This window comes from Streptomyces sp. P6-2-1 (assembly GCF_050613165.1).
Taxonomy (GTDB): Bacteria; Actinomycetota; Actinomycetes; order Streptomycetales; family Streptomycetaceae; genus Streptomyces.
This window is the reverse complement of sequence record NZ_CP192513.1, coordinates 3,402,664-3,423,980: the sequence shown is the minus strand read 5'-3', so window position 1 is coordinate 3,423,980 and position 21,317 is coordinate 3,402,664. Positions and strand designations below refer to the sequence as shown.

The window sequence follows — 21,317 nt, the reverse complement described above, 5'->3', positions numbered from 1 at the left end:
GGTACCGGGGCCCGCGGGGGCGCGGGAGTCTGGGACCGGGGAGCGCGAGCGATGCCGGGAGTCTCACGGGGCCCGTCCCGGCGCCGCCCCGCGCCTGGCGTTACCGGGTGCGGGGCGGGGTGCGGTGCGCGTGAAGGCCGAGGCGACCGTGCGGGCGGCCTCGTGCGCGGGGAGACCCGTGTCCTGCGCGGCGGCGACGAGGCGGGCCGCGAGCGCCCGGCTCGCGAGGCCGTGCTCGCCGACCCGGCACGCGGCCCAGTAGAGACGTGTGTCGCGTTCGCCAGGCAGCGAGGCGCGGACGAAGCGGAGCAGGGCCTGTGCGGCCCGCTCCGGCTCGACGGGGCTCCCGCGGTGGGCGTACGGCACGGGGCGACGCGGAGGCGCCAGGAGCCGGAGCAGCGCCTCGGGGGCGGGGGCCGGGCGGGGCGGGCCCGGCGGGGCCCCGGGCAGGAAGCGGTACACGCCGCGCGTGGTACGGGAGCCGGGCCCCACCACGTACCCGCCCGCGCCCCTGACATCGATCCCTGGCGCGACCCGGCCCGCCGAGTTGCGCACGGTCCGCCCCGCGGGCGCCGAGAACCACAGGTGAGCGCCGCCGCTCGGTGTCGCGACGCGGACGGTGGCGGGGAGGACGAAGCGGTGACGCGCGCCGAGCACCGCGAGGGCGCGCAAGGGATCGGCGCCGTGCTGCGTGTCGAGGTCGAGACCGAGCAGGTGGTACGGAGCGAGGCCGCACGCGATGCCGTAGCCGGAGGCCCAGGGCGCGCGGGCGAACAGGGCGCGGATCACCGCCGGTTCGGTACTCGCGTCGTACACGCCGTGCCCGGGGAGGCCGCAACCGCCCCGGCAGGGGGAGCCGGAGGGGGCGTGCGGAGCGGGGACGGGTGGTGCTCCGGGGCCGGGCAGTGCTCCGGACGCCGGGCGCTCTCCGGGGACAGGGGGCTTTCCGGGGACAGGAGGTGCCGGGGAGCGGTGTGGTGAGGGAAGCGCGGGGCGTTTCGTGCGGCCGAGTGGGAAGACGGCGTAGCCGTGGGAAGCGGCGGCGAGGGCGAGCGCGAGCGGGGCGGGATCGCGATCCATGCCCCCAGTTTCGTATGCCAGTTCGTGCACGGGCAGGGCGTGCGAGGGGTGCGGCGGTGCGTGCGCGGCGCACGACGGAGACGGCGGCGGAGGGGACCGCCACGGAGGCGGGGACCGTCACGGAGGCGGGGACCGTCACGCTCTCGTCTCAGGGGTGATCTCAGGGTTTACCCCGAGAAACCCTGATACTCCACGCGGGTGTGTTTCAGGGCCATATGGGGTTTATCCGGAGAGCATCACGCGTGCGGGCGAATAGTGGCCCGTGGGCTGGTTTTACGGCTGTCACCTGGGCAATTCTGGATGCACGACGTCGCACAGTTCACTCCGGAACGGTCGGCCAACCGTTCTGGCGTCATGAAGAGTTGACCGGCTCCCCACCCCGCTCCGAGCGGACCGGGGCAGTCGGCTACCGCACCGGTCATCCCGGTCAGTGGAGGAAAGACATGGCAAGCATCCGCACCGCCCGCACTCTCGCCGCCGTTGCCGCGCTGCCGCTCGCCGCCGCGCTGTTCACCGGCGTCGCGCAGGCCGACAACGGCGCCGTCGCGGGCGACGGATCGAACGCGGCCGTGTCGACGATCGGCGCCTCCGGCGTCGGCGGCGACAACTTCGGCAACTCGTCCACGACGCAGCAGCAGGCCGTAGGCGCCGGCGCCTCGAACCAGAGCAACACGGCCCAGGTGGAAGGCTCCGCCTTCACCGCCATCGACCAGCACAACTTCAACCTGGCGGTCGACTACAACCAGCTCTGGTAGTCGCGAGGACGTGGGACCAGGCGGTACGGCCAGGGTGCGCGCCCGCCAGGAGCGCGCCCGGGAGGGGCGGCTCCCTGGCCGAGTCCACGTCCGAAGGCGAGGAGGGCCCAAGGCCCGCCCGGTGCGGCGCAGTTCCTCACCGGGCGGGGGCCCCGAAGGACACGGGGGGCGAACAAGATGCGGGGCAGCGGCCCGGGGGAGGGGAACGGTGCAGGGGAACGGTGCAAGGGGGACGGCTCGCAGAGAGTGCTTGCCAGTGGCGTGAGTCCTTGAGGGAGTACGAGGACGCCTGAGCGGCACGGCGTGCGGGGGCACGCCGTGAGGCCGCAGGGCGAGAAGAACAGTGGGAACGGCGCGCAGCGCGCCGGGGGACGACAACGGCCCGAGGGGGAGAGGGGCCCGCAGGGGGAGACATGGGATTTCAGGGGGCGGAGACCCGAGCACCACGCCCGTGCCGGAAGGGAACGGCACGGGGAGGCGAGAACTCCGGGGAACCGAAAAGAGCTTCGTACGGGGCGACGAGGGGCGCCTCGTACGAGGAAGCGATAAGCACCGACGACGCGTCGACCGACGCACGCGGGAACGCCCACCGACCTGCCGTCGGCAGGCTCCGGCCGAAGGGAAGGCCCACGGCTCGGGCGACACCGCGCGGGACGGTGACGAGCGCGGTCGGCCGGAGCACGGTCGCGCCGGGGAGCACGGCCGACGACGGCCTGGGCACGGTGGCACGGGCCGGGGCGCGGACGGCCCGCGGCAGGGTGCGGGGCGCGGCGCGGACGGTCGGCGGCGGTGTGCGTGTTGTGGCACCGGCGGGCGGCGGTGGCGGGTGTGCCGTGGGACGGGCGGCTGCCGGTGGCGTGCGTGCGGTGGCGGGGAGGGGCTGCGGCCGCGTCGTGGGTGCCGTGGCGCGGATGGCCCGTGATGGCGGTCCCGCTCCGGCGCGAGCTGTCTTCGGCGGGCTGCGGGGGTGCCCGGGTGGGGCCGTCGGCGGGCAGAAGGGGGAGCCGGCCCGGGGCCGGGTGTGTCCGAGGCCGTTGCGGGGCGCGGGGCGCCTTGACTCGGGGCATGTGTATGCGACGACTCGCGGGATCGCTCCCGCTTCGGGCGGGCGCCCTGGGTTCCGTTCTCGTGCTTCTCTTCGGGGGGTCCTCTCCCGCCTCCGGGGCGGAGGAGCCCTCGTGGTCGGCGCGCGGGGTGGCGGCCTTCACCGGACGGGCCTTCGACACGTGCACCGCGCCACCGCTCGCGACGATGCGGGCGTGGCGGGCCTCGCCGTACGGGGCAGTGGGCGTCTACGTCGGTGGGCGGGCGCGGGCCTGTCGGCAGCCGGAGCTGACTGCGGGCTGGTTGCGCGAGGTGCGAGGGCTCGGCTGGTCGGTGCTGCCGCTCTACGTCGGCTCGCAGGCGCCCTGCGCACAGGCCGCGCACAAGAAGGAGTACCGCTTGGGCAAGGACCCGGCGGGCACCGGTACGGAGGAGGGGCACGACGCGGTGCGGGCGGCGCGGGCGCTGGGGATCGCGGCGCGCAGCCCGCTGTACCTGGACGTGGAGGCGTACGACGAGCGGCGGGCGGACTGCGCGCGTACGGTGCTCTCCTTCGTACGTGCCTGGGACCGGGCGGTCCGGGCGGAGGGATACGTCACGGGGTTCTACAGCAGTGCGGATTCCGGGGTGGCGCAGCTGGAGCGGGAGCGGCGGGCCGGTACCGCGGACCTTCCGGAGGTGATGTGGTTCGCGCACTGGACGGGGAGCCCCTCGCTCGAAGCGGCGGGCGTGCTGGCCCCGGAGGCGTGGCGGCCTCGGCGACGCATCCATCAGTACGCGGGGAACGTGACGGAGCGGTACGGAGGACACACGCTCTCGATCGACCGGAACCAGGTGGACGCGCCGGTGGCGCGCCTCGGCTGAGCCGTGCCGGGGCCCTGTTCCCCGGACAGGAGCAGGGCTCAACCCCGAGGGGGTCGGGGTGCGTCCTCCCCCTTCAGGAGGTGGTGCGAACCCCCGGTCCTACTCCCCAGGGGGGACGGGCGGTCGGGACCTGCGGGCGATCCCCGGCACGTTCCGCGCTTCTAGCGTGGGGGATATGACTGTGACCGAGGTCCCCAGGCGCCTTGCCGCGCCGGCCGCCGCACCGACCGCCCCCGCGCGCACCGCCTCGCGGTCCGCGCAGGCGTCCGTGCCCGCGTCCGCGGGTCCCCGGCCGACCGCCCCGGCCACCCCCGCACCCCCGCGCGGCCCCTCCGCGTCCCGCCCGCCCCGTACCTCCGCGGACCGTGCGGCCGCCCGCACGCTCACGGAGCGCACGACGACGGCCCGGGCGGTCCAGGCCACGCCGACGCAGGCCCGTACGCCAGACCCCCGTACGGGCTCGGTACCGGTCCCGGCCGATGTGGTGCCGGCCGCCCCGGCGGACACCACCGCACCTCGTGCCGCCTGCCCCCGCCCCCGTTCGCCGCGCACCTCCCCTGCCCTCCCTCTCACCTTCGAGTCCTATGTGCGGGCGCGGGGCGCGGGGTTGCTGCGGACCGCGCGATCGCTCACACCGAACCCGTACGACGCGGAGGACCTGCTCCAGACCGCGCTGGCGAAGACGTACACCGCGTGGGAGCGGATCGAGGACCACGGCGCCGTGGACGGCTATGTGCGCCGGGCGCTCGTGAACACGCGGACCTCGCAGTGGCGCAAGCGCAGGGTCGACGAGTACTCGTGCGCGGAGCTTCCCGAGCCCGAGCCGGTGCCCGTGACCGACCCGGCGGAGGCGCAGGCGGTGCGCGACGCGATGTGGCACGCGGTGCTCAGGCTCCCGGCGCGACAGCGGGCGATGGTCACGCTGCGGTACTACGAGGACCTGAGCGAGGCGCAGACGGCGGAGGTGCTCGGCGTCTCCGTGGGGACGGTCAAGAGCGCCGTCTCGCGCGCCCTCGCCAAGCTCCGTGAGGACCGCGAACTGGTCTTGATTCGCTGATTCGCCGAGCTGCCGAGCCGCCGAGCCGCCGCGTCACGGGTCCGCGCCCCGCTCTCGCGCACACCGCGCACGCGGCACGCGGCACACCGCACACCGCGCACACCGCGCACACCGCGCGCACCGCGCACCGCGCACATCGCGGTCACCGGCGCGGAGCCGTGGCCTCTCGGGCCGGTCCTTCCCGGGCCTGTGGTGGCGGCGCCGAGTTCGTGTGTTCCGTGAATCGATCGGTTGCCGCTAGTGACATACCGCGTGGTATGTGCGCAGAATCAGGCCACGACCCCCACGGACCGCCACACCCCCACGGGACCGTTGAGACGACAGAGCCGTTGCCTACAGGCGCGTAGCGCCCATCGGGAGGACGCCGTGCTGAGCACGATGCAAGAGACCCCGCTTCTGATCAGCAGGATTCTGGAGCACGGGCGGAGGATTCACGGACGATCCACCGTGACGACGTGGACGGGCGAGGCCGAGCCGCACCGCCGCACCTTCGCCGAGATCGGCGACCGCGCCGCCCAGCTCGCCCATGCCCTGCGTGAGGAACTCGGCGTCACCCGGGAGAGTGTCGTCGGAACGCTCATGTGGAACAACGCGGAGCACGTCGAGGCCTACTTCGCGCTCCCCTCGATGGGCGCGATCCTGCACACCCTGAACCTCCGCCTGCCCGCCGCGCAGCTCGCGTGGATCATCCGGCACGCCGAGGACAAGGTGATCATCGCGAACGGCACGGTGCTGCCGCTCCTGGCGCCGTTGCTGTCACAGCTGCCGAAGGTGGAGCACATCGTGGTGGCCGGAGCGGGAGACCGCTCGGTGCTCGACGGGGCCGGGGTGCGCGTCCACGAGTACGAGGAACTGCTCGCGGGCCGCCCCACCACGTACGACTGGCCGGAACTCGACGAACGCGAGGCCGCGGCGCTCTGCTACACCTCCGGCACGACGGGCGACCCCAAGGGTGTGCTCTACTCGCACCGTTCCGTCTACCTGCACTCGATGCAGGTCAACATGACGCAGTCGATGGGCCTGACCGACCGGGACACGAGCCTCGTGGTCGTGCCTCAATTTCATGTGAACGCATGGGGTTTGCCGCATGCGACGTTCATGACCGGCGTCAACATGCTCATGCCGGACCGCTTCCTCCAGCCCGCGCCGCTCGCCGAGATGATCGAGACCGAGCGCCCCACGCACGCGGCCGCCGTGCCGACGATCTGGCAGGGACTGCTCGCCGAGCTGACGGCGAAGCCGCGCGATGTCAGCTCGCTCGGGCAGGTGACGATCGGCGGTTCGGCGTGTCCGCCCGCCCTCATGGAGGCATTCGACCGGCTCGGGATGCGGGTCTGCCATGCCTGGGGCATGACCGAGACCTCGCCGCTCGGTACGGTGGCGCGTCCTCCGGCCACCGCCGAAACGCCGGAGGAGGAGTGGCGCTACCGGCTCACGCAGGGGCGCTTTCCGGCCGGGGTCGAACCGCGCCTCATCGGTCCGGGCGGCGACGTACTGCCGTGGGACGGCGAATCGGCCGGGGAGCTGGAGGTGCGCGGCTCGTGGATCGCGGGCGCGTACTACGGCGGTACGGGCAAGGAGCCGGTACGGCCCGAGGACAAGTTCAGCCCGGACGGCTGGTTGCGCACCGGTGACGTCGGCGTCATCTCGGAGGACGGCTTCCTCACTCTGACCGACCGCGCCAAGGACGTCGTGAAGTCCGGCGGCGAGTGGATCTCCAGCGTGGCTCTGGAGAACGAGATCATGGCGCACCCGGACGTTGCCGAAGCGGCGGTCATCGCGGTGCCGGACGAGAAGTGGGGCGAGCGGCCGCTCGCGACGGTCGTCCTCAAGGAGGGCGCCACAGCGGGCCCTGCCGAACTGCGGGCCTTCCTCGCCGAGCGGGTCGCGAAGTGGCAGCTGCCCGAGCGCTGGTCGGTGATCGAGTCGGTGCCGAAGACGAGCGTCGGCAAGTTCGACAAGAAGGTGCTGCGGGCGCGGTACGCGGAGGACGGGCTCGACGTCACGGTGCTGTGAGGCACGGGGCGGTGGCCCACGCGCCGGTGGTACGGGGGGCGAGAGGCAGCGGCCGAACGCGCCCCCTGGCCCCGCCTCCTGCCCACCGACGTGGCTCCCGCCCCTGACACGGCCCGGCCCCCGCCCCGTCGACGCGGCCGTACCGCGCCCCCGTACCGCCGAGAGGCAACCTTCCCCCGGACCCCCGGACCCCCGGACCCCCGGACCCCCGGGCCCGCTCTGCCCCCGCTCCGCTCAGCGATCCCGCCCCGCCCCTCGGTGCCGCACCTCACGCCCCAGGGGTCCGACCATTCCTCGCGCGTGACATAGATTGGAGACCTCACGTCGGTATCTGTCGGGGAGGTGCGCATGGCCGCAGAGTGGCGACCGGTGCGGCAGTCGCGTACCCATGAGCTGGTCCTGGAGACCATCGAGGAACAGGTGCTCGCCGGGCAGCTCAAGGCCGGCGACCGGCTGCCCCCCGAACGCGAACTCGCCCCTGCGCTCGGTGTCTCGCGTTCCGCGCTCCGTGAAGCGCTGCGGGTGCTGGAGACGATCGGGGTGCTCGTCGCCCACTCGGGTCGTGGTGCCGACGCCGGGGCCCGGATCGTACGGAACCCCGACGACGCCCTCGGCCGCCTCCTGCGCCTCCACTTCGGCCTCGGCAGCTACCGCCTGGAGGACGTTCTGGAGGCCCGCGTGGTCCTGGAGCGGTCGAGCTTCGAGGCGGCAGCGCGGCACGCGGCGCCGGAAGATCTCGACGAGGCCGCCGACATCCTCGGCCAGCTGCGCGAACCCGGCATCGAACCGGCCGAGTTCAACGAACTGGACACGGCCTTCCACGTCGCCATAGCGCGATCCTCCGGCAACCGCCTCGTCTCGACGCTCACCGCCGCCGTGCGCGAGTCCGTGCGTCCCCTCATCCTGCGTGCCCTCGAAGCGGCCGAGGACTGGCCCGCCACCGCCACGGCTCTCAACGCCGAGCACACCGAACTGCTCCGTCTCGTGCTCGCCGGAGAGGCCACGGCCGCCGCCGACCTCGCCGAACAACACATCCGCGGCTTCCACGGCACGCTGGTGAAGGACGAACCGGACGAGTAACGGTTTCACGTGAAACATGGGAAGAGGACCCGAGATCGGGTCCTCTTCCCATGTTTCACGTGAAACAACGCCGCTGACCCGGCGCATCACTACCTCACGGCAGCATCCACGACAGCACCGAAGTGGACTGGAGATACACCAGCACACACAGCACGAGCAGCATCGCGAGGCTGTACTTGGCGACCTTGCGGAGCAGGACGCGTTCGCTGCCCGGCTCCTCGACCGCCGTCGCCGCGATCGTGAGGTTCTGCGGGCTGACGAGCTTGCCGACGACGCCGCCGGAGGAGTTGGCGCCGACGAGCAGGGTCGGATCGATGCCCGCCTTGTGGCCCGCCGTCTGCTGGAGCGTCGCGAAGAGCGCGTTCGCCGAGGTGTCGGAGCCGGTGACGGCCGTGCCGAGCCAGCCGAGGATCGGCGAGAGGAAGGCGAACGCGCCGCCCGCCGCCGCGAGCCACGTACCGATCGCGACCGTCTGGCCCGACTGGTTCATGACGTAGCTGAGCATCAGGACGGTCGCGACCGTGGCGATCGCGCCGCGCATGTTGACGATCGTGCGCCCGGCGGTGAGCACGCTGAGCTTCGCCGACATCGGGTACTGGTCCTTGTCCTTGACCAGGCTGTAGACGATCGTCACGAGGATGCCCGAGATGATCAGCAGCGTGCCCGGGTTGGCGAGCACTTCGAGCGAGTAGATCGGGCTCGTCGACGGCTTGCCGTCCGAAGTGAGGATCTCGCCGTACAGCCCGGGCCACTCCCACTTGATGTTGGCGACACTCAGGATGTCGGGCATGTCGAGGCCGCCGACGTTGATCTTGGCGATCGCGAAGATCGCGATGACGAGGACGTACGGGAGCACGGCGAGCGTCACGCGGCGGGCGGGCAGCCGCTCCGCCTCCACCTGCGAGCGCTGGTCGTCCGGCGTGCGCGGCTTCCACCAGCGCAGCATCAGGACACCCGCGGCGAAACCGGCGAGCGAGGCGACGACGTCGGTGAGTTCGTAGGCGAAGTGCGCGGAGCACCAGTACTGGGCGAGGGCGAAGACGAGACCGACGACGACAGCGACGGGCCAGAGCTGACGGAGCCCGCGCTTGCCGTCGACGAGGGTGAGAAGCAGCAGCGGCACGAAGAGCGCGAGGATCGGGCTCTGCCGACCGATGACGGAGGCGATGTCCTCCGGCGGAATGCCGGTGAGGTTCCCCGCCGTCGTGACCGGGATCGCCATCGCGCCGAAGGCGACGGGTGCGGTGTTCGCGACGAGCACGGTGATCGCGGACTTGAGCTTGGGCAGGCCGAGCGCCATGAGCATCGCCGCGGTGATCGCGACGGGCGCCCCGAAACCGGCGAGCGCTTCGAGCAGGCCGCCGAAGCAGAAGGCGATGAGCATCGCCTGAATACGCAGGTCCCCGCGCCCGACCGCGTTGAAGCACCGCCGCAGGTCTTCGAAACGGCCGCTGACGACGGTCAGTTCGTAGAACCAGATGGCCGCGACCACGATGAGCATGATCGGGAACAGGCCGTTGAGCAGGCCCTGACTCGCGGAGAGCAGGCCCAGCTGGACCGGCATGCCCATCCCGAGAATGCCGACGAGCAGCGCGGTGACGAGCGCTCCGAGGGCCGCCTGGAAGGCGGAGCGGCGCACCACCATGAGGAGCACGAAGAAGACCGCGAGCGGGACGAGCGCGAGCAGCGCGGTCCCGGCGAGGTTGCCGCCGATGGCGTGCACGTCAGGGGTGTACGAGGCGAGCGAGAGGCCGGAGGCCGTGGTACCCGGAGCCGGGTGGCCGGACACGGCCGCCCCCGGATCAGGGACACCGGGAAGGGGTCCGGCACCCGCGGCCGCGAGGGCCGTCGGCAGGGAGGCCACAGGATGCTCCTCATCGAGTCTGTGCGCCGCCGCCCCTGAAGGACGTACCGTCCGGTCGGCATCTCGCGACCGGGAGGTGGCTCGAAGGGAGCGGGGCCGGTAGCGCACGCGTCGCGGGGGACAGGGGCGTCGGGTGTGGCTGAAATGAACTACCGAGTAGTAGCGCACTCCCTAGAGTCCCATGTCAATAAGGTCGGACCAAAGTGTTGTCGACCACTCATCCCGCTTCGCGACCGTCCCGCCCCTGCCTTTTGGGGTTCTACAGCGGTATGGTCGGACCGTAAATCGTCCATACTGCCCACGTACGGCACTGCTCGCGCACGGCTTCGCCCACGGCTCGCGCATGCCCCGCGTACGGGCCGCGTACGGGAAGGTCCTCATGCGCATCGGACTCTTCGCCACCTGCCTCGGCGACACGATGTTCCCCGACGCCGTCTCCGCGACGGCCGTGCTGCTCACCCGGCTCGGCCACGAGGTCGTCTTCCCGCCCGGGCAGACCTGCTGCGGGCAGATGCACGTCAACACCGGCTACCAGCGCGAACCGGTCCCGCTCGTGCGCAACTTCGCCGAGCAGTTCGGCGACTCCTCGCTCGACGCCGTCGTCATGCCCTCGGGCTCCTGCGCCGGCTCGGTCCGTCACCAGCACGAGATCATCGCCGAGCGCTACGGGGACGCCGCGCTGCGCCAAGGCGTCGCGACCGTCAAGGCGAAGACGTACGAGCTGTCCGAACTCCTCGTCGACGTGCTCGGCGTGACCGAGGTCGGCGCCTGGTTCCCCTACCGCGTCACGTACCACCCCACCTGCCACTCGCTGCGGATGCTGCGCGTCGGCGAGAAGCCGCTGAAGCTCCTGCGCGCCGTCGATGACCTGGACCTCGTCGAGCTGCCCGAGGCTGATTCCTGCTGCGGCTTCGGCGGCACCTTCGCGGTCAAGAACGCGGACACCTCCTCGGCGATGCTCAAGGACAAGGTCGGCAACGTCACCGCGACGGGCGCCGACATCTGCACGGCGGGCGACTCCTCCTGCCTCATGCACATAGGCGGTGGCCTCTCCCGCATCCAGGCCGGTACGCGCACCCTCCACCTCGCGCAGATCCTCGCGTCGACCCGTACGACCCCGTACGTCCTGCCGGGCGTCCCGGCCACCGCGGGCCTCGCAGGCACCGGCGCGACCCCCGCCACCGCTTCCGCCACCACCCCGGAGGTGACCCGATGAGCACGACGTTCCTCGGCCTGCCCAGTACCCCGCCCCGCGCCCCCTACGGCGCGGGCAACCTGCGCGGCGACAAGAAGTTCCCGAAGGCCGCGCACACCGAACTCCAGAACACCCAGCTGCGCGGCAACCTCCACAAGGCGACCCACACGATCCGCGCGAAGCGCCTCGCGGTGACCGCCGAACTCCCCGACTGGGAGCACCTGCGCGACGCGGGCTCCGCGATCAAGTCGGACACCCTCAACCGCCTCCCCGAACTCCTCGAACAGCTGGAGGAGCGGGTCACCGCGCGCGGCGGCACCGTCCACTGGGCGCGTGACGCCGTCGAGGCGAACGAGATCGTCACGCGCCTCGTGCGCGCCAAGGGCAGCGAGGAGGTGATCAAGGTCAAGTCGATGGCCACGCAGGAGATCGGGCTCAACGAGTACCTGGAGGCCGAGGGCATCACCGCCCACGAGACCGACCTCGCCGAGCTGATCGTCCAGCTCGCCCACGACAAGCCCTCGCACATCCTCGTCCCCGCGATCCACCGCAACCGCGAGGAGATCCGCGAGATCTTCCTCAAGGAGATACCGGGTGTCGACCCGGAGCTGACCTCCGTCCCCGCCGAACTCGCCGCCGCCGCACGCGCGTACCTGCGCGAGAAGTTCATGACGACGAAGGTCGCCGTCTCCGGCGCCAACTTCGGCATCGCGGAGACCGGCACGCTCGCCGTCGTCGAGTCCGAGGGCAACGGCCGCATGTGCCTGACGATGCCCGAGACGCTCATCACCGTCATGGGCATCGAGAAGGTCCTGCCCAGCCACCAGGACCTGGAGGTCTTCTTCCAGCTCCTGCCGCGCTCCTCGACCGGCGAGCGCATGAACCCGTACACCTCGCTGTGGACGGGCGTCACCGAGGGCGACGGGCCCCAGGAGTTCCACCTCGTGCTCCTCGACAACGGCCGCACCGCCGCGCTCGCCGACAAGATCGGCCGCGAGGCGCTGCACTGCATCCGCTGCTCGGCCTGTCTCAACGTCTGCCCCGTCTACGAGCGCGCGGGCGGCCACGCCTACGGCTCGACCTACCCGGGCCCCATCGGCGCGGTGCTCACGCCGCAGCTCGCGGGCATGGACGCGGCCAAGGACGACCCCAACGCCTCGCTGCCGTACGCGTCGAGCCTGTGCGGCGCGTGCTTCGACGCCTGCCCCGTGAAGATCGACATCCCCTCGCTGCTCGTCGAACTGCGCCACCAGAAGACCGAACAGGCCGGCACGACGGCGGAATCGCTCGCGATGAAGGCGGCGGCGGCCGTCATGGCACGGCCAGGGCTCTACACCAGCGCGCAGCGCGCCGCCGGGCTCGGCCGCGTCATCGCGGGTCGTGACGAGAAGATCAAGCACTTCCCCGCGCCGTTCAACGGCTGGAGCGACAGCCGCGACACCCCCGCCCCGCCCAGGCGCAGCTTCCGCCGCTGGCTCGACTCGGCCGAGGGCCGCGCCGCTCTGAGCGCGGCGAAGGCCGAGGGCGAGACGGCACGCGCGCAGACGGGCACCGAGACCGGCGACGACCAGAACAAGGGCGAGCAGGCATGAGCGAGACGACCACCGCCCGTACGGGCACCGCCCGCGAGACCGTCCTCTCGCGCGTCCGGGACGCCCTCGCCCTCGCACCGAAGGACCCGGTGACCGTCCCCCGCGCCTACCGCACGGGCCGCACCCTCCCGGACGCCGAGCTGCTCGGCCTGCTGACCGACAGGCTCCTCGACTACAAGGCATACGTGCACCCCTGCACCGCCGCCGAGACCGCGGCGACCGTCGCCGATGTGCTCCGCACCCGCGGCGCCCGCCTCGTCGGCGTCCCCGCCGGGCTCGACCGCGCCTGGCTCGCGGACTTCGAGGGCGAGGCGCGCACCGACAGCCCCGACGTCCCCGCGCCCGAACTCGGCGGTCTGGACGGCGTCGTGACCGCGTCGGCCGTGACCTGCGCCGAGACGGGGACGATCTTCCTCGACGGCGGCGCCGACCAGGGCCGCCGCGCCCTGAGCCTCGTCCCCGACCTGCACGTGTGCGTCGTGGACCTCTCCACCGTCACCGTCGGGGTCCCCGAGGCCATCGCGCGCCTCGTCCCCGGCCGTCCCACCACTCTCATCAGCGGCCCCTCCGCCACCTCGGACATCGAACTCGAACGCGTCGAGGGCGTGCACGGACCGCGCACGCTCGACGTCGTCATTCGCACAGACGTCTGAGATCGGGCCGGAGTGCCGGAAAGGGGCGAATCCGTTGCGGATTTGCCCCTTTCGTGTAAGTGAGCGGGCGGACGGTTGACGTCCGGGTGTGACGGTTGGCGTCAGGGCGGGGCGCTTGGCGTCAGGGCGGGGGGCTCGGCGTCGAGGGCGGGCGCGGGCTCGCCCCGTACCCGTACCCGCACCCGTGCCCATGCCCGTGCTCGTGCTCGTACCGAACTGCCCTAATTCGTCCCGATCTTCGCCAGGAGATCCACGATCCTCGTCTGTACTTCCTCGCTCGTCGAGCGTTCCGCGAGGAAGAGGACCGTCTCGCCGCTCGCGAGCCCTGCCAGCCCGGCGGGGTCCATGCCCGGTGCCGTGTAGACGACGAGCGGTGTGCGGTTGAGCTGGCCGTTCGCGCGCAGCCAGTCGATGATCCCGGCACGCCGCCTGCGGACCTGCATGAGGTCGAGCACGACGAGGTTCGGCGGCACCTGGCTCGCCATCGCGACCGCCTGCGTGTCGTCGGCGGCGCGGGTCACCTGCATCGCGCGCCGTTCGAGCGCGGCCGTCAGCGCGCCCGCCAGCTCGTCGCGCTCCTCGACCAGGAGGACACGCGGCGGGTGTTGTTCGCTGTCGCGCGGCGCGAGGGCCTTGAGGAGCACGGCGGGATCGGCCCCGTACGCCGCCTCGCGCGCCGCCGCCCCGAGCCCCGCCGTCACGAGGACGGGCACTTCGGCGGCGACGGCCGCCTGCCGCAGCGACTGGAGGGCCGTGCGCGTGATCGGCCCGGTGAGCGGGTCGACGAAGAGCGCGGCGGGGAAGGCCGCGATCTGCGCGTCCACCTCGTCGCGCGAGGAGACGACGACGGGACGGTAGCCCCGGTCGCTCAGCGCGGCCTGGGTGGAGGCGTCGGGCGCGGGCCACACGAGCAGTCGGCGCGGGTTGTCGAGCGGCTCGGGCGGCAGTTCGTCGTCCTGCGGACGCGGCGCGGGCCGGTTCGCGACCTCGACGGCGCCGTTCGGCCCGTCGAGCGGCTCGGGCCCCTCGGCCCCCGCGTCCGGCGCCCCGATCGCGTACGAGCGCCCGTGCTCCTGCCCCGCGAGCCGCTGCTGCGCCGCCGAGGGAGCGGGCGGCTGCACGGGGCGCGGCGGTACGGGCTGCGGCGGTACGGGCTGCGCGGGGGCGGCCTGTACGGGGGTGGCCTGCGCGGGGCCACTCGGCGCGGGGCCGCTCTGCGCGGGCACGGTGTGCGGGGGTACGGGGGGCTGCGGGGGAGCGGCGAGCGGTGGGTGCGGCGCGGAGTCACCCGCTGCCGGGTGCGGGCGTGCCCCGGTGCTCTCCTGGTCGCCGCTGGGGGACGCGGAGCGCGAGGCGCCCGCCGTGCTGGCACCGGCGGCCGCCGTCGTTCCTGTCGCCGCCGTCGTGCCCGTGGCGGCCTCGCGGTCCTGCGGTGTCGCGAGCTTGCGTCGCCTGCCCGAGCCGCCCGACCCGGTGCCGTGCGGGGGCGTGCCCGCCGCCGTGCCGGGCGCGGGCTGGCCCTGACGGCGCGCGAGCCGCGCCTGCCGCAACTGCTGTGCCGCCTGCGCGGGCAACTGCCCCGCCGCGGGGTGCGGTCCAGCGATGCCCTCGTCGAAGGGGACCCCGGCGCCGAGCGTGCGCACGCTGAACGCCCGCCCGCTCTGCGTCGTCGCACCCTCGTGCGCTTCTTCGTGCCCCGCCGCGGGCTCCTCGGCGGGCAGCGGCTGCGAGAGCGTCTTGGGCGATTCGGCGGCTGGTTCGGCAAGCGGGTCGGCTGGGGGTTCGGCAGGCGAATGGGCAGGCGGGTGGGCAGGGAATTCGGCAGACGGCGCGGCAGCACTGCCACCTTGCTGCCCGATTCCCGCCCTGTTCGTCATGGTCCCCTGCACGGAGGGCGCGACCTGCGACTGTGCCCCGGGCTGAGGCGCGGGCTGCGCGACCGGCTGGGGAGACGCGGGCTGCGCGACCGGCTGGGGCGGCGCCGCGAGCGGCGGCTGGATCACGGCGGGCGCGCCCCCCGGGACGGCGGGCGACGGCGCCTCGGACACGACACCGGCCACACCCCCCGCGGCCACGGACACGGGCTGTGACAGGGGGGCCGGAAGCGCGGGTACGGGCGACGGCGCGCCCCCTGCGGCCTCCGCGTCACCCGTGGCGGGCGGCAGCGCGAACGGTACGCGCGGCCCCGCGTCCGCCGCGGCGGCCTCCTCGGCGGCCCGTGCCGCCGCGCGCCGCGCCCTGCGCCCCTGCGGGGCCCCGGAGTGCACGGCGTTCTCGCCGTTCTGGGCGTTCTCGGCGTTCTGGGTCGGCGCGGCGGGAGCCGCCTCGACCGCGAGCGGCTGCGCGCCGCCCGCCCCGGGCCCGGCCGCGACCGGCAGCGCGGGCGCCTGCCCCGCCTGCGCGGCCCCGACCCGTACCGGCATTCCGCCCGGGGGCACGCTCACCGGGCCGAGCGAGGCGGAAGCGGCCGCGGTCCCCGCGGCGTGCTCGGCGGCGGTCACGACCGCGCCGTGCGGCAACGTGTGCCCCGTATCCCCGGAACCGCCGACGGCCACGGCCCCGCCGCCCGCGTCCGACGTCCCCGCGGGCAGCGCGAAAGGCGACCCGCCGGCCGCCCCCGCCTGCGCCCCGCCGGGCGCGGGCAGCGCGGCCGCCCCGGTGGCTCCACCGGCCGTGTCATCGGACTCCGCGCCTCCCGCGCCGTCCGGCGACGGCCTCCGCCGCCGCCCGGTCGGCCGCGCCTTCGCGGCGTCGACCTCGCTCTCCAGGAAGGCGTCGACGGAGGAGCGCCGCGCCCGCCGCCGCCCGTGCCCCGCCGTCGTGGAGTCGGGATCGCCCGCTCCGTCGGAGGCGCCCGCCCCCGTACCGACGCCGCCCCCCTCCGTACCGCTCTCCGCAGTCGTGTCGGCCTGCGCGGCCATCGGTGCCGCGACCGCGCCCGCGCCCTCGCCGAGCGGTACGTCGAGCACGTACGTCGCGCCGCCCATGCCGGGGACCGTGTGCGACTGGAGGACGCCGCCGTGCGCGCGCACGATGCCCGTGACGATCGGCCCGTGCACCGGGTCGCCGCCCGGGTAGGGGCCGCGCACCTCGATCCGTACGGCGTCACCGCGCTGCGCCGCGGCTACCACGATCGTGGAGTCCACCCAGCCCGTATTGACGAGCCCCTGGCGTGCGTTGCCCGTCGCGTCGATGCCCGCGACGTCGGCGACCAGGTGCGCGAGCGCCGTCGCGAGCCGCTCGGGATCGACCTGCGCCTCGATCGGCGGCGCGTGCACGGCGAACTGCGCGCGACCGGGCCCGATCAGCTCGACAGCGCCGTCGACGCCCGCCTGGACGACGGCGTCGAGCATGACGTTGCGGCGGTGCAGCGTGTCCGTACCGACATCGAGCCGCTGATAGCTGAGCACGTTGTCGACCAGCGTGGTCATCCGCGAATAACCGGCGGTCAGATGGTGAAGGATCTGGTTCGCTTCCGGCCACAACTGACCGGCCGGATCGGAGGCGAGGGTCCCCAGCTCGCGCCGCAGTTCGTCGAGCGGGCCGCGCAAAGAGGTCTCCAGAACGGCAAGCAACTGCTCGTGCCGGGCGGAAAGCGCCTCGAAACGGTCCTTCTCGCGCTCGGCGAGCGCCGCGTACCGGTCCTGCGCCTGCGCCACCGCCTCCTCGTGCCGCGCGTCGAGTCCGGCGATCCGCGCCTCGTACTCCTCGGTCAGCCCGGTGACCTCGGCGGCGTGCGCCTCACGCAGTGCGGCGACCTCGTTCGCGTGGCTCTCGCGCAGCTCCGCGCTCTCCGCGGCGTGCCGCTCGATCAGCTCCTCGTAGGCGCGCCTGTCGGTGAAGGTCATCACGGCGCCGACGAGTTGATCACCGTCGCGCACGGGCGCGGTCGTGAGGTCGACCGGGACCTTCTCGCCCTTCTTGTTCCACAGCACCTGCCCGCGCACCCGGTGCTTGCGCCCCGAGCGGAGCGTGTCGGCGAGCGGCGACTCGGCGTAGGGGAAGGGCGTGCCGTCGGCGCGCGAGTGCAGCACGAGCGGGTGCAGTTCGCGCCCGCCGAGGTCGCTCGCGCGGTGCCCGAGGATCTGCGCGGCCGCCGGATTGACGAGGACGACGTGGCCTTCGGTGTCCGTACCGACGACACCCTCGGCGGCCGCCCGCAGGATCATCTCCGTCTGCCGCTGCGAGCGGGCGAGTTCGGCCTCGGTATCGACAGTCCCGGTCAGATCGCGAATCACGATCATCAGCAACTCGTCGCCGGAATAACGCGAAACGTCCTCGTACGGACCCGCGTTCGCACCGGATGACTGCGCGGCGGTGTTGATGCTCGCGCTCGTGACCTCGACGGGGAACTCGCCACCGTCCGTACGCCGCGCCATCATCCGCAGCGGCTTGGTACGGCCCCGCTCGTCGGTCGCGTCGGGGCGGCGCATCGACCCGGGGATGAGCCGGGAGTCGAACTGCGGGAGGAGATCGAGCAATCCACGTCCGACGAGCGCCGTACCCGGGGACTCCAGAGCCTGGAGAGCGATGGTGTTCGCGTTGACGACCGTGCCGTTTGTGTTGACGAGCACGAGGGCGTCGGGGAGGGAGTCGAGTATGGCTGCGAGGCGAGCAGTGCCCCGGGATGGCCTGCTGCTCACGACGAACGTTCCTCCCTGCCGTTCCACGGGGACCGCGCCTGCGGCTCCCCGCTCTGCCCTCCCGGACCGTCCCGCCGTCGGCCCGCCCGGGCCATCGTGCCGCGCGGTCCGCGACGTGTCACGCCAGGGAGTCTACGGGCAGCCGCGCTCGCTCGTACGAGGGAGCCGCGAGCGGTCGTACGAGGAAGTCGTGAGCGTCCCGCGCCGAAGCGGCGAAGACCCGCGCGCGGGAGCTTCGCGAGGTGGGACGGCGGGTGCGGGCCCCGCGGGGGCCGGGCGCGGGCGGCGCGTCGGGCCGGGCGCGGGGTGGGGCGGAGGGCGTGTCGGACCGGGCGCGGAGGGGGAGGCCCTAGGCGGCGGCCGCTCCCGCCCCACCCTGCGCGGGCAGCAGCGGTACGAGCCCGTCCCAGCGCGCGATCTCGCACCCGTTCGTCCGCGAGAACGTGGCGTCGACGGGGCGCCCCGCCCACTCCCCGCTGACGTGCGCCGTCTGCGGCCCCCCGTACTGCATCGTGCAGATGGCTTCGGGCGGTACGGGCGCGAAGGTGTCGCGCCCCCACACGGTCACCTCGTCGAGCCGCGCGCAGGCCGCTGCGGCCTCGGGGTGATCGCCTCCGGCGGGGTGGCAGCGCAGCTCGTACCGCGTCACGGCCCCGTCGTCCTCCTTCACCTCCACGAGCAGCCGGTCCCCGCCGACGGGGCGGGGCGCGGTGACGCCGATGGGGCCGGGCGCGGTGACGGCGGCGGGGCCGGGCGCGGAGACGGCGGCGGCGGGCCAGGCCCCCGCGCCGATGCCGAGGAGGCAGCCGGCGAGGAGCAGGGCGGTACGGGAAGCACGCGGACGCAAGACGGACATGGACCCTCGCTCAGGGCGGCGCGCGGCACGGAGGCCCCGTCCCGCATCGGGGTGCACAACGGGAAAGGGAGGGGAGAGGACACGTGCGCGGGCCCGGGAAGGGGTACGACCTCCGGGGCGGCGCAGGCTCCCCGAGGGCGTGCGCGGACCGCTGGGAACGGGCGCCGAAAGCTCTTTGCCCCACCCGTTGCCGCCTAGTACCGTGGGTGCCGATTGGTGGCAGCCCGCACGGCTGTGTCATCATCTCCACGCACCCGCAGGCGCTTGCTCGCAGGCAGGTGTGGCTTTTGGAGGCGTCGCCTAGTCCGGTCTATGGCGCCGCACTGCTAATGCGGTTTGGGGCTTACCCCCCATCGAGGGTTCAAATCCCTCCGCCTCCGCAGCACCCGCAGGGCCCCGCTCGTCCCCAGGACGACGGGGCCCTGCGGCGTTTCCCTGGGAGCCGTGGCGGCGGGGGCCGGTGCGCTGTGGAGGGCGGGGGGCCGGTGCGTCCCGGGTGCGGGGCCGGGCACGTGCGCGGGCCCGGCCCGGGGGCGCGTGGCGGCCCGGCCCGGGAGGGCCGGGTGTGGCCCTCGAAAACAGCCGTACGCCCAGCTCAGGCCGGGTGCGCGATACGGATTTCGCGTCCGGGCGACCTTCATGTAATGTTGTTCTCGCAAGGCCGCCGGGGGACAAAAACCCAGGCGCTGAGCACAAGCACTCGTAGCTTAACGGATAGAGCATCTGACTACGGATCAGAAGGTTGCAGGTTCGAATCCTGCCGAGTGCACAGCACCGAAGAGGCCCCGGAGGAATCCGGGGCCTCTTCGCGTTGCCCGGACCGGTTCCGTGGCGTGCGCCGAGGGCCGCCGCCCCGGCGGCGGCCCTTCCTCCTCAGTACGTCCAGCGCCAGGCGTTAGTACGTCCAGCGCCAGGCGTTCGCGCGGTAGGAGCAGGTGATCGCGGTACCGGAGGCTGTCGTGGTGCGGGCGCCGTGGTCGCTGTTGCGGCAGTACTGGCCCGCCGCGTAGCAGTTGCCCGCGTTGGAGACGATCGAGCACGTACCGGTCCGGGTCGTGCCGGAGTCGTTGGCGGCGGTGGTGCCCGCGCGGGCGGTCCTGGTGACGGTGACTGTGACGGTGACGGTCGGTGCGGGTTCGGGCTTCAGCGTCTTCGTGACGGTGGGGGCGGGCGAAGATGTGGCAGTGGCAGTGGCAGTGGCAGTGGCAGTGGCGGTCGCGGTGACGGTTGCGCGCGCGGTCACGGTGGTCGCGGGTGCCGCCTTGGCCGCGACCGTCTCCTGGTCATCGTTCGCGGTGGCACCGATGAGTGTGCCCGTGAGCAGCAGTGCCGTCCCGCCCGCCCATACGAGGACGCGCTTGTGGAGCGGGCGCGGGCCGGTGGGGGCCGGAGCGGGTGGTGCCGGCGGGCCGTACGGGCGTGGGTTGGTCATCTCGTCCCCCCGGGGTCTCTTGGTGAAGTGGGACGACGGTAGTGACCTCGTGAGGGATGTGGGGGTGATGTGGAGGCGGCGTATTCATTTCGTGATCTCTGCCGCGTTCGGTGGTCGCACGGGGATGGCGCTGCCAGGCGCGGGCCCGGGCCGGGTGCGGCCTCGTTGTCAGTGGCCTCCGCTACGGTCGGCGCAATGGAGCGTGGTGCGGGCTGGTGGTGTGCCGGGGTGCGGTGGGAGGCGTCCGGGCGGGCGGGGTTGAGGTGGGTGGGGGAGCGGGTCAGCGGGCTCGGCGCGGGGGAGCGAATCGGGTTCCGGGTCGTGGGGGAGCGGCGGTGTCTCGGGGTGTGGCGGGGCGGCCGGTGGCGGGAGTGCGGCCGGGGGGCCGTGCTCGCGGGAGGGGGTGCGCGGGCGCAGTGCGAGGAGTGCGCTGCGCTGGACCGGGTGCGCTCGGTGGCGGCCGATACGTACGCGGACGATCCGCGCCCTTACCACGTGTACCTGGCGTGGTTCGGCCCGGGGCTCGTCAAGGTCGGGATCACGGGCGTGGCACGCGAGGGGGTGCGGCTCCTGGAGCAGGGGGCGCTCGCGTACTGCTGGCTCGGGCAGGGCCCGTTGATGGCGGCGCGGCGGGCCGAGGAGATGGCGCGGCACGGGCTCGGGGTGCCGGACCGGATCCCGTACGCGCGCAAGCGGGCGGCCCGCGTGGGTGGCGGTGACTGCCGGGCCGAGCTGGGGAGGGTGCACAGGGCGGCGCGGGAGCTGCCCGGGTGGCCGGAGACGCTGGAGCCGCTGGCAGGCGAGGTGCTGGAGCACGGCGGCGTCTTCGGGCTGCCGCTGCCGTACGGGGGTCTCGTGCGGGGGCTGCGGGACGGGGCGGTGCTCGTGGGGACGGTACGGGGCGTGGTGGGCCCGGACGTGCACCTCGACGTCGCGGGGGAGCCCGGGACCGTCGTGCTGGACACGCGGCGGCTCGCGGGGTGGCGGCTCGCGGGGGTGGGCGAGGACGCGGCGACGTCGGCAGGTCTTGTCGAGCGGGTGGAGGAAGGGGGAGAGCAGGGGGAGTTGTTCTGAGCGAGTCGGGGTAAGGCTCGGACGCGGCAGGGCCTGGGCGGCCGGGGCCTGGGCGCGTGGCGGGTGTGGTCGGGGTCGGGTGGGGCGGTGTTCGGGTTCGCCTGACGCCCGT

The 21,317-nt window shown here is 73.6% G+C and carries 14 protein-coding genes and 2 tRNA genes; 11 read left to right on the top strand and 5 right to left on the bottom strand.

The genetic code is table 11. The features are described 5' to 3' along the window. Positions 1-63: 63 nt before the first annotated feature. Positions 64-1,080 (bottom strand): bifunctional DNA primase/polymerase, encoded by a 1,017-nt coding sequence (locus ACQYWQ_RS14765; RefSeq protein ID WP_431035072.1) that lies wholly within the window; start codon positions 1,078-1,080, stop codon positions 64-66. A gap of 443 nt (positions 1,081-1,523) precedes the next feature. On the opposite strand from ACQYWQ_RS14765, the gene ACQYWQ_RS14760 reads away from it, so the two are divergent. The 5 genes from ACQYWQ_RS14760 (at position 1,524) to ACQYWQ_RS14740 (ending at position 7,896) form a co-directional block, all read left to right on the top strand. Further along, the gene (locus ACQYWQ_RS14760; protein WP_431035071.1) at positions 1,524-1,835 is read left to right on the top strand and encodes a hypothetical protein; all 312 of its coding nucleotides are present in this window, start codon (positions 1,524-1,526) and stop codon (positions 1,833-1,835) included. Between the two features lie 1,071 nt (positions 1,836-2,906). Then, positions 2,907-3,743, top strand: coding sequence for a glycoside hydrolase domain-containing protein (locus tag ACQYWQ_RS14755; RefSeq protein WP_431039199.1), 837 nt, complete (start codon positions 2,907-2,909; stop codon positions 3,741-3,743). Positions 3,744-4,224: 481 nt separating this feature from the next. Beyond that, entirely contained in the window at positions 4,225-4,800 is a 576-nt protein-coding gene (locus ACQYWQ_RS14750; RefSeq protein WP_431039198.1) for a SigE family RNA polymerase sigma factor, read from the top strand. 366 nt (positions 4,801-5,166) lie between these two features. Further along, positions 5,167-6,816 carry a long-chain fatty acid--CoA ligase gene (locus ACQYWQ_RS14745; protein ID WP_431035070.1) on the top strand — a complete coding sequence of 550 codons (1,650 nt, stop codon included), beginning with the start codon at positions 5,167-5,169 and terminating at the stop codon, positions 6,814-6,816. A gap of 348 nt (positions 6,817-7,164) precedes the next feature. Continuing rightward, complete coding sequence (locus tag ACQYWQ_RS14740; RefSeq protein ID WP_431035069.1) at positions 7,165-7,896, top strand: FadR/GntR family transcriptional regulator; 732 nt, start codon at positions 7,165-7,167, stop codon at positions 7,894-7,896. A 94-nt stretch (positions 7,897-7,990) separates the two neighbouring features. On the opposite strand, the gene ACQYWQ_RS14735 is transcribed toward ACQYWQ_RS14740, so the two are convergent. Further along, a complete protein-coding gene (locus ACQYWQ_RS14735; protein WP_431035068.1) occupies positions 7,991-9,760 on the bottom strand; it encodes an L-lactate permease in 1,770 nt (589 codons plus the stop codon). 379 nt (positions 9,761-10,139) lie between these two features. Between ACQYWQ_RS14735 and ACQYWQ_RS14730 the strand changes: the two genes are divergently transcribed. Genes ACQYWQ_RS14730 through ACQYWQ_RS14720 form a run of 3 tightly spaced genes read left to right on the top strand, consistent with a single transcriptional unit; the run spans position 10,140 to position 13,200 of the window. Beyond that, positions 10,140-10,976, top strand: a complete 837-nt coding sequence (locus ACQYWQ_RS14730) for a (Fe-S)-binding protein (RefSeq protein WP_431039197.1) — start codon at positions 10,140-10,142, stop codon at positions 10,974-10,976. Then, positions 10,973-12,547 carry a LutB/LldF family L-lactate oxidation iron-sulfur protein gene (locus ACQYWQ_RS14725; RefSeq protein WP_431035066.1) on the top strand — a complete coding sequence of 525 codons (1,575 nt, stop codon included), beginning with the start codon at positions 10,973-10,975 and terminating at the stop codon, positions 12,545-12,547. Before ACQYWQ_RS14730 ends, ACQYWQ_RS14725 begins: the two co-directional genes overlap by 4 nt. Continuing rightward, positions 12,544-13,200 (top strand): LutC/YkgG family protein, encoded by a 657-nt coding sequence (locus ACQYWQ_RS14720; RefSeq protein ID WP_431035065.1) that lies wholly within the window; start codon positions 12,544-12,546, stop codon positions 13,198-13,200. The genes ACQYWQ_RS14725 and ACQYWQ_RS14720 overlap by 4 nt, the downstream gene beginning before the upstream one ends. A 221-nt stretch (positions 13,201-13,421) precedes the next feature. On the opposite strand, the gene ACQYWQ_RS14715 is transcribed toward ACQYWQ_RS14720, so the two are convergent. Together ACQYWQ_RS14715 and ACQYWQ_RS14710 are read right to left on the bottom strand one after the other, a co-directional pair. Continuing rightward, a complete protein-coding gene (locus ACQYWQ_RS14715; RefSeq protein WP_431035064.1) occupies positions 13,422-17,843 on the bottom strand; it encodes a PAS domain-containing protein in 4,422 nt (1,473 codons plus the stop codon). A gap of 349 nt (positions 17,844-18,192) precedes the next feature. Further along, positions 18,193-18,699 (bottom strand): SSI family serine proteinase inhibitor, encoded by a 507-nt coding sequence (locus tag ACQYWQ_RS14710; RefSeq protein ID WP_431035063.1) that lies wholly within the window; start codon positions 18,697-18,699, stop codon positions 18,193-18,195. 289 nt (positions 18,700-18,988) lie between these two features. Between ACQYWQ_RS14710 and ACQYWQ_RS14705 the strand changes: the two genes are divergently transcribed. Together ACQYWQ_RS14705 and ACQYWQ_RS14700 are read left to right on the top strand one after the other, a co-directional pair. After that, positions 18,989-19,079 (top strand) — tRNA-Ser (locus ACQYWQ_RS14705). A gap of 316 nt (positions 19,080-19,395) precedes the next feature. Next, positions 19,396-19,468, top strand: a tRNA-Arg gene (locus tag ACQYWQ_RS14700). Between the two features lie 126 nt (positions 19,469-19,594). On the opposite strand, the gene ACQYWQ_RS14695 is transcribed toward ACQYWQ_RS14700, so the two are convergent. Further along, positions 19,595-20,131, bottom strand: a complete 537-nt coding sequence (locus ACQYWQ_RS14695) for a hypothetical protein (RefSeq protein ID WP_431035061.1) — start codon at positions 20,129-20,131, stop codon at positions 19,595-19,597. A 195-nt stretch (positions 20,132-20,326) separates the two neighbouring features. Here ACQYWQ_RS14695 and ACQYWQ_RS14690 point away from each other — a divergent pair, with 195 nt between their 5' ends. Beyond that, positions 20,327-21,205, top strand: a complete 879-nt coding sequence (locus ACQYWQ_RS14690; RefSeq protein ID WP_431035060.1) for a DUF2797 domain-containing protein — start codon at positions 20,327-20,329, stop codon at positions 21,203-21,205. Positions 21,206-21,317: the final 112 nt, after the last annotated feature.

What these genes read in the sequence shown, in the direction of transcription:
- ACQYWQ_RS14740 (WP_431035069.1), top strand. Translation starts at nt 7,165, where the DNA reads ATGGCCGCAGAGTGGCGACCGGTGCGGCAGTCGCGTACCCATGAGCTG.
- ACQYWQ_RS14690 (WP_431035060.1), top strand. Translation starts at nt 20,327, where the DNA reads ATGGAGCGTGGTGCGGGCTGGTGGTGTGCCGGGGTGCGGTGGGAGGCG.
- ACQYWQ_RS14760 (WP_431035071.1), top strand. Translation starts at nt 1,524, where the DNA reads ATGGCAAGCATCCGCACCGCCCGCACTCTCGCCGCCGTTGCCGCGCTG.
- ACQYWQ_RS14710 (WP_431035063.1), bottom strand. Translation starts at nt 18,699, where the DNA reads ATGTCCGTCTTGCGTCCGCGTGCTTCCCGTACCGCCCTGCTCCTCGCC.
- ACQYWQ_RS14755 (WP_431039199.1), top strand. Translation starts at nt 2,907, where the DNA reads ATGCGACGACTCGCGGGATCGCTCCCGCTTCGGGCGGGCGCCCTGGGT.
- ACQYWQ_RS14695 (WP_431035061.1), bottom strand. Translation starts at nt 20,131, where the DNA reads ATGACCAACCCACGCCCGTACGGCCCGCCGGCACCACCCGCTCCGGCC.
- ACQYWQ_RS14730 (WP_431039197.1), top strand. Translation starts at nt 10,140, where the DNA reads ATGCGCATCGGACTCTTCGCCACCTGCCTCGGCGACACGATGTTCCCC.
- ACQYWQ_RS14765 (WP_431035072.1), bottom strand. Translation starts at nt 1,080, where the DNA reads ATGGATCGCGATCCCGCCCCGCTCGCGCTCGCCCTCGCCGCCGCTTCC.
- ACQYWQ_RS14720 (WP_431035065.1), top strand. Translation starts at nt 12,544, where the DNA reads ATGAGCGAGACGACCACCGCCCGTACGGGCACCGCCCGCGAGACCGTC.
- ACQYWQ_RS14725 (WP_431035066.1), top strand. Translation starts at nt 10,973, where the DNA reads ATGAGCACGACGTTCCTCGGCCTGCCCAGTACCCCGCCCCGCGCCCCC.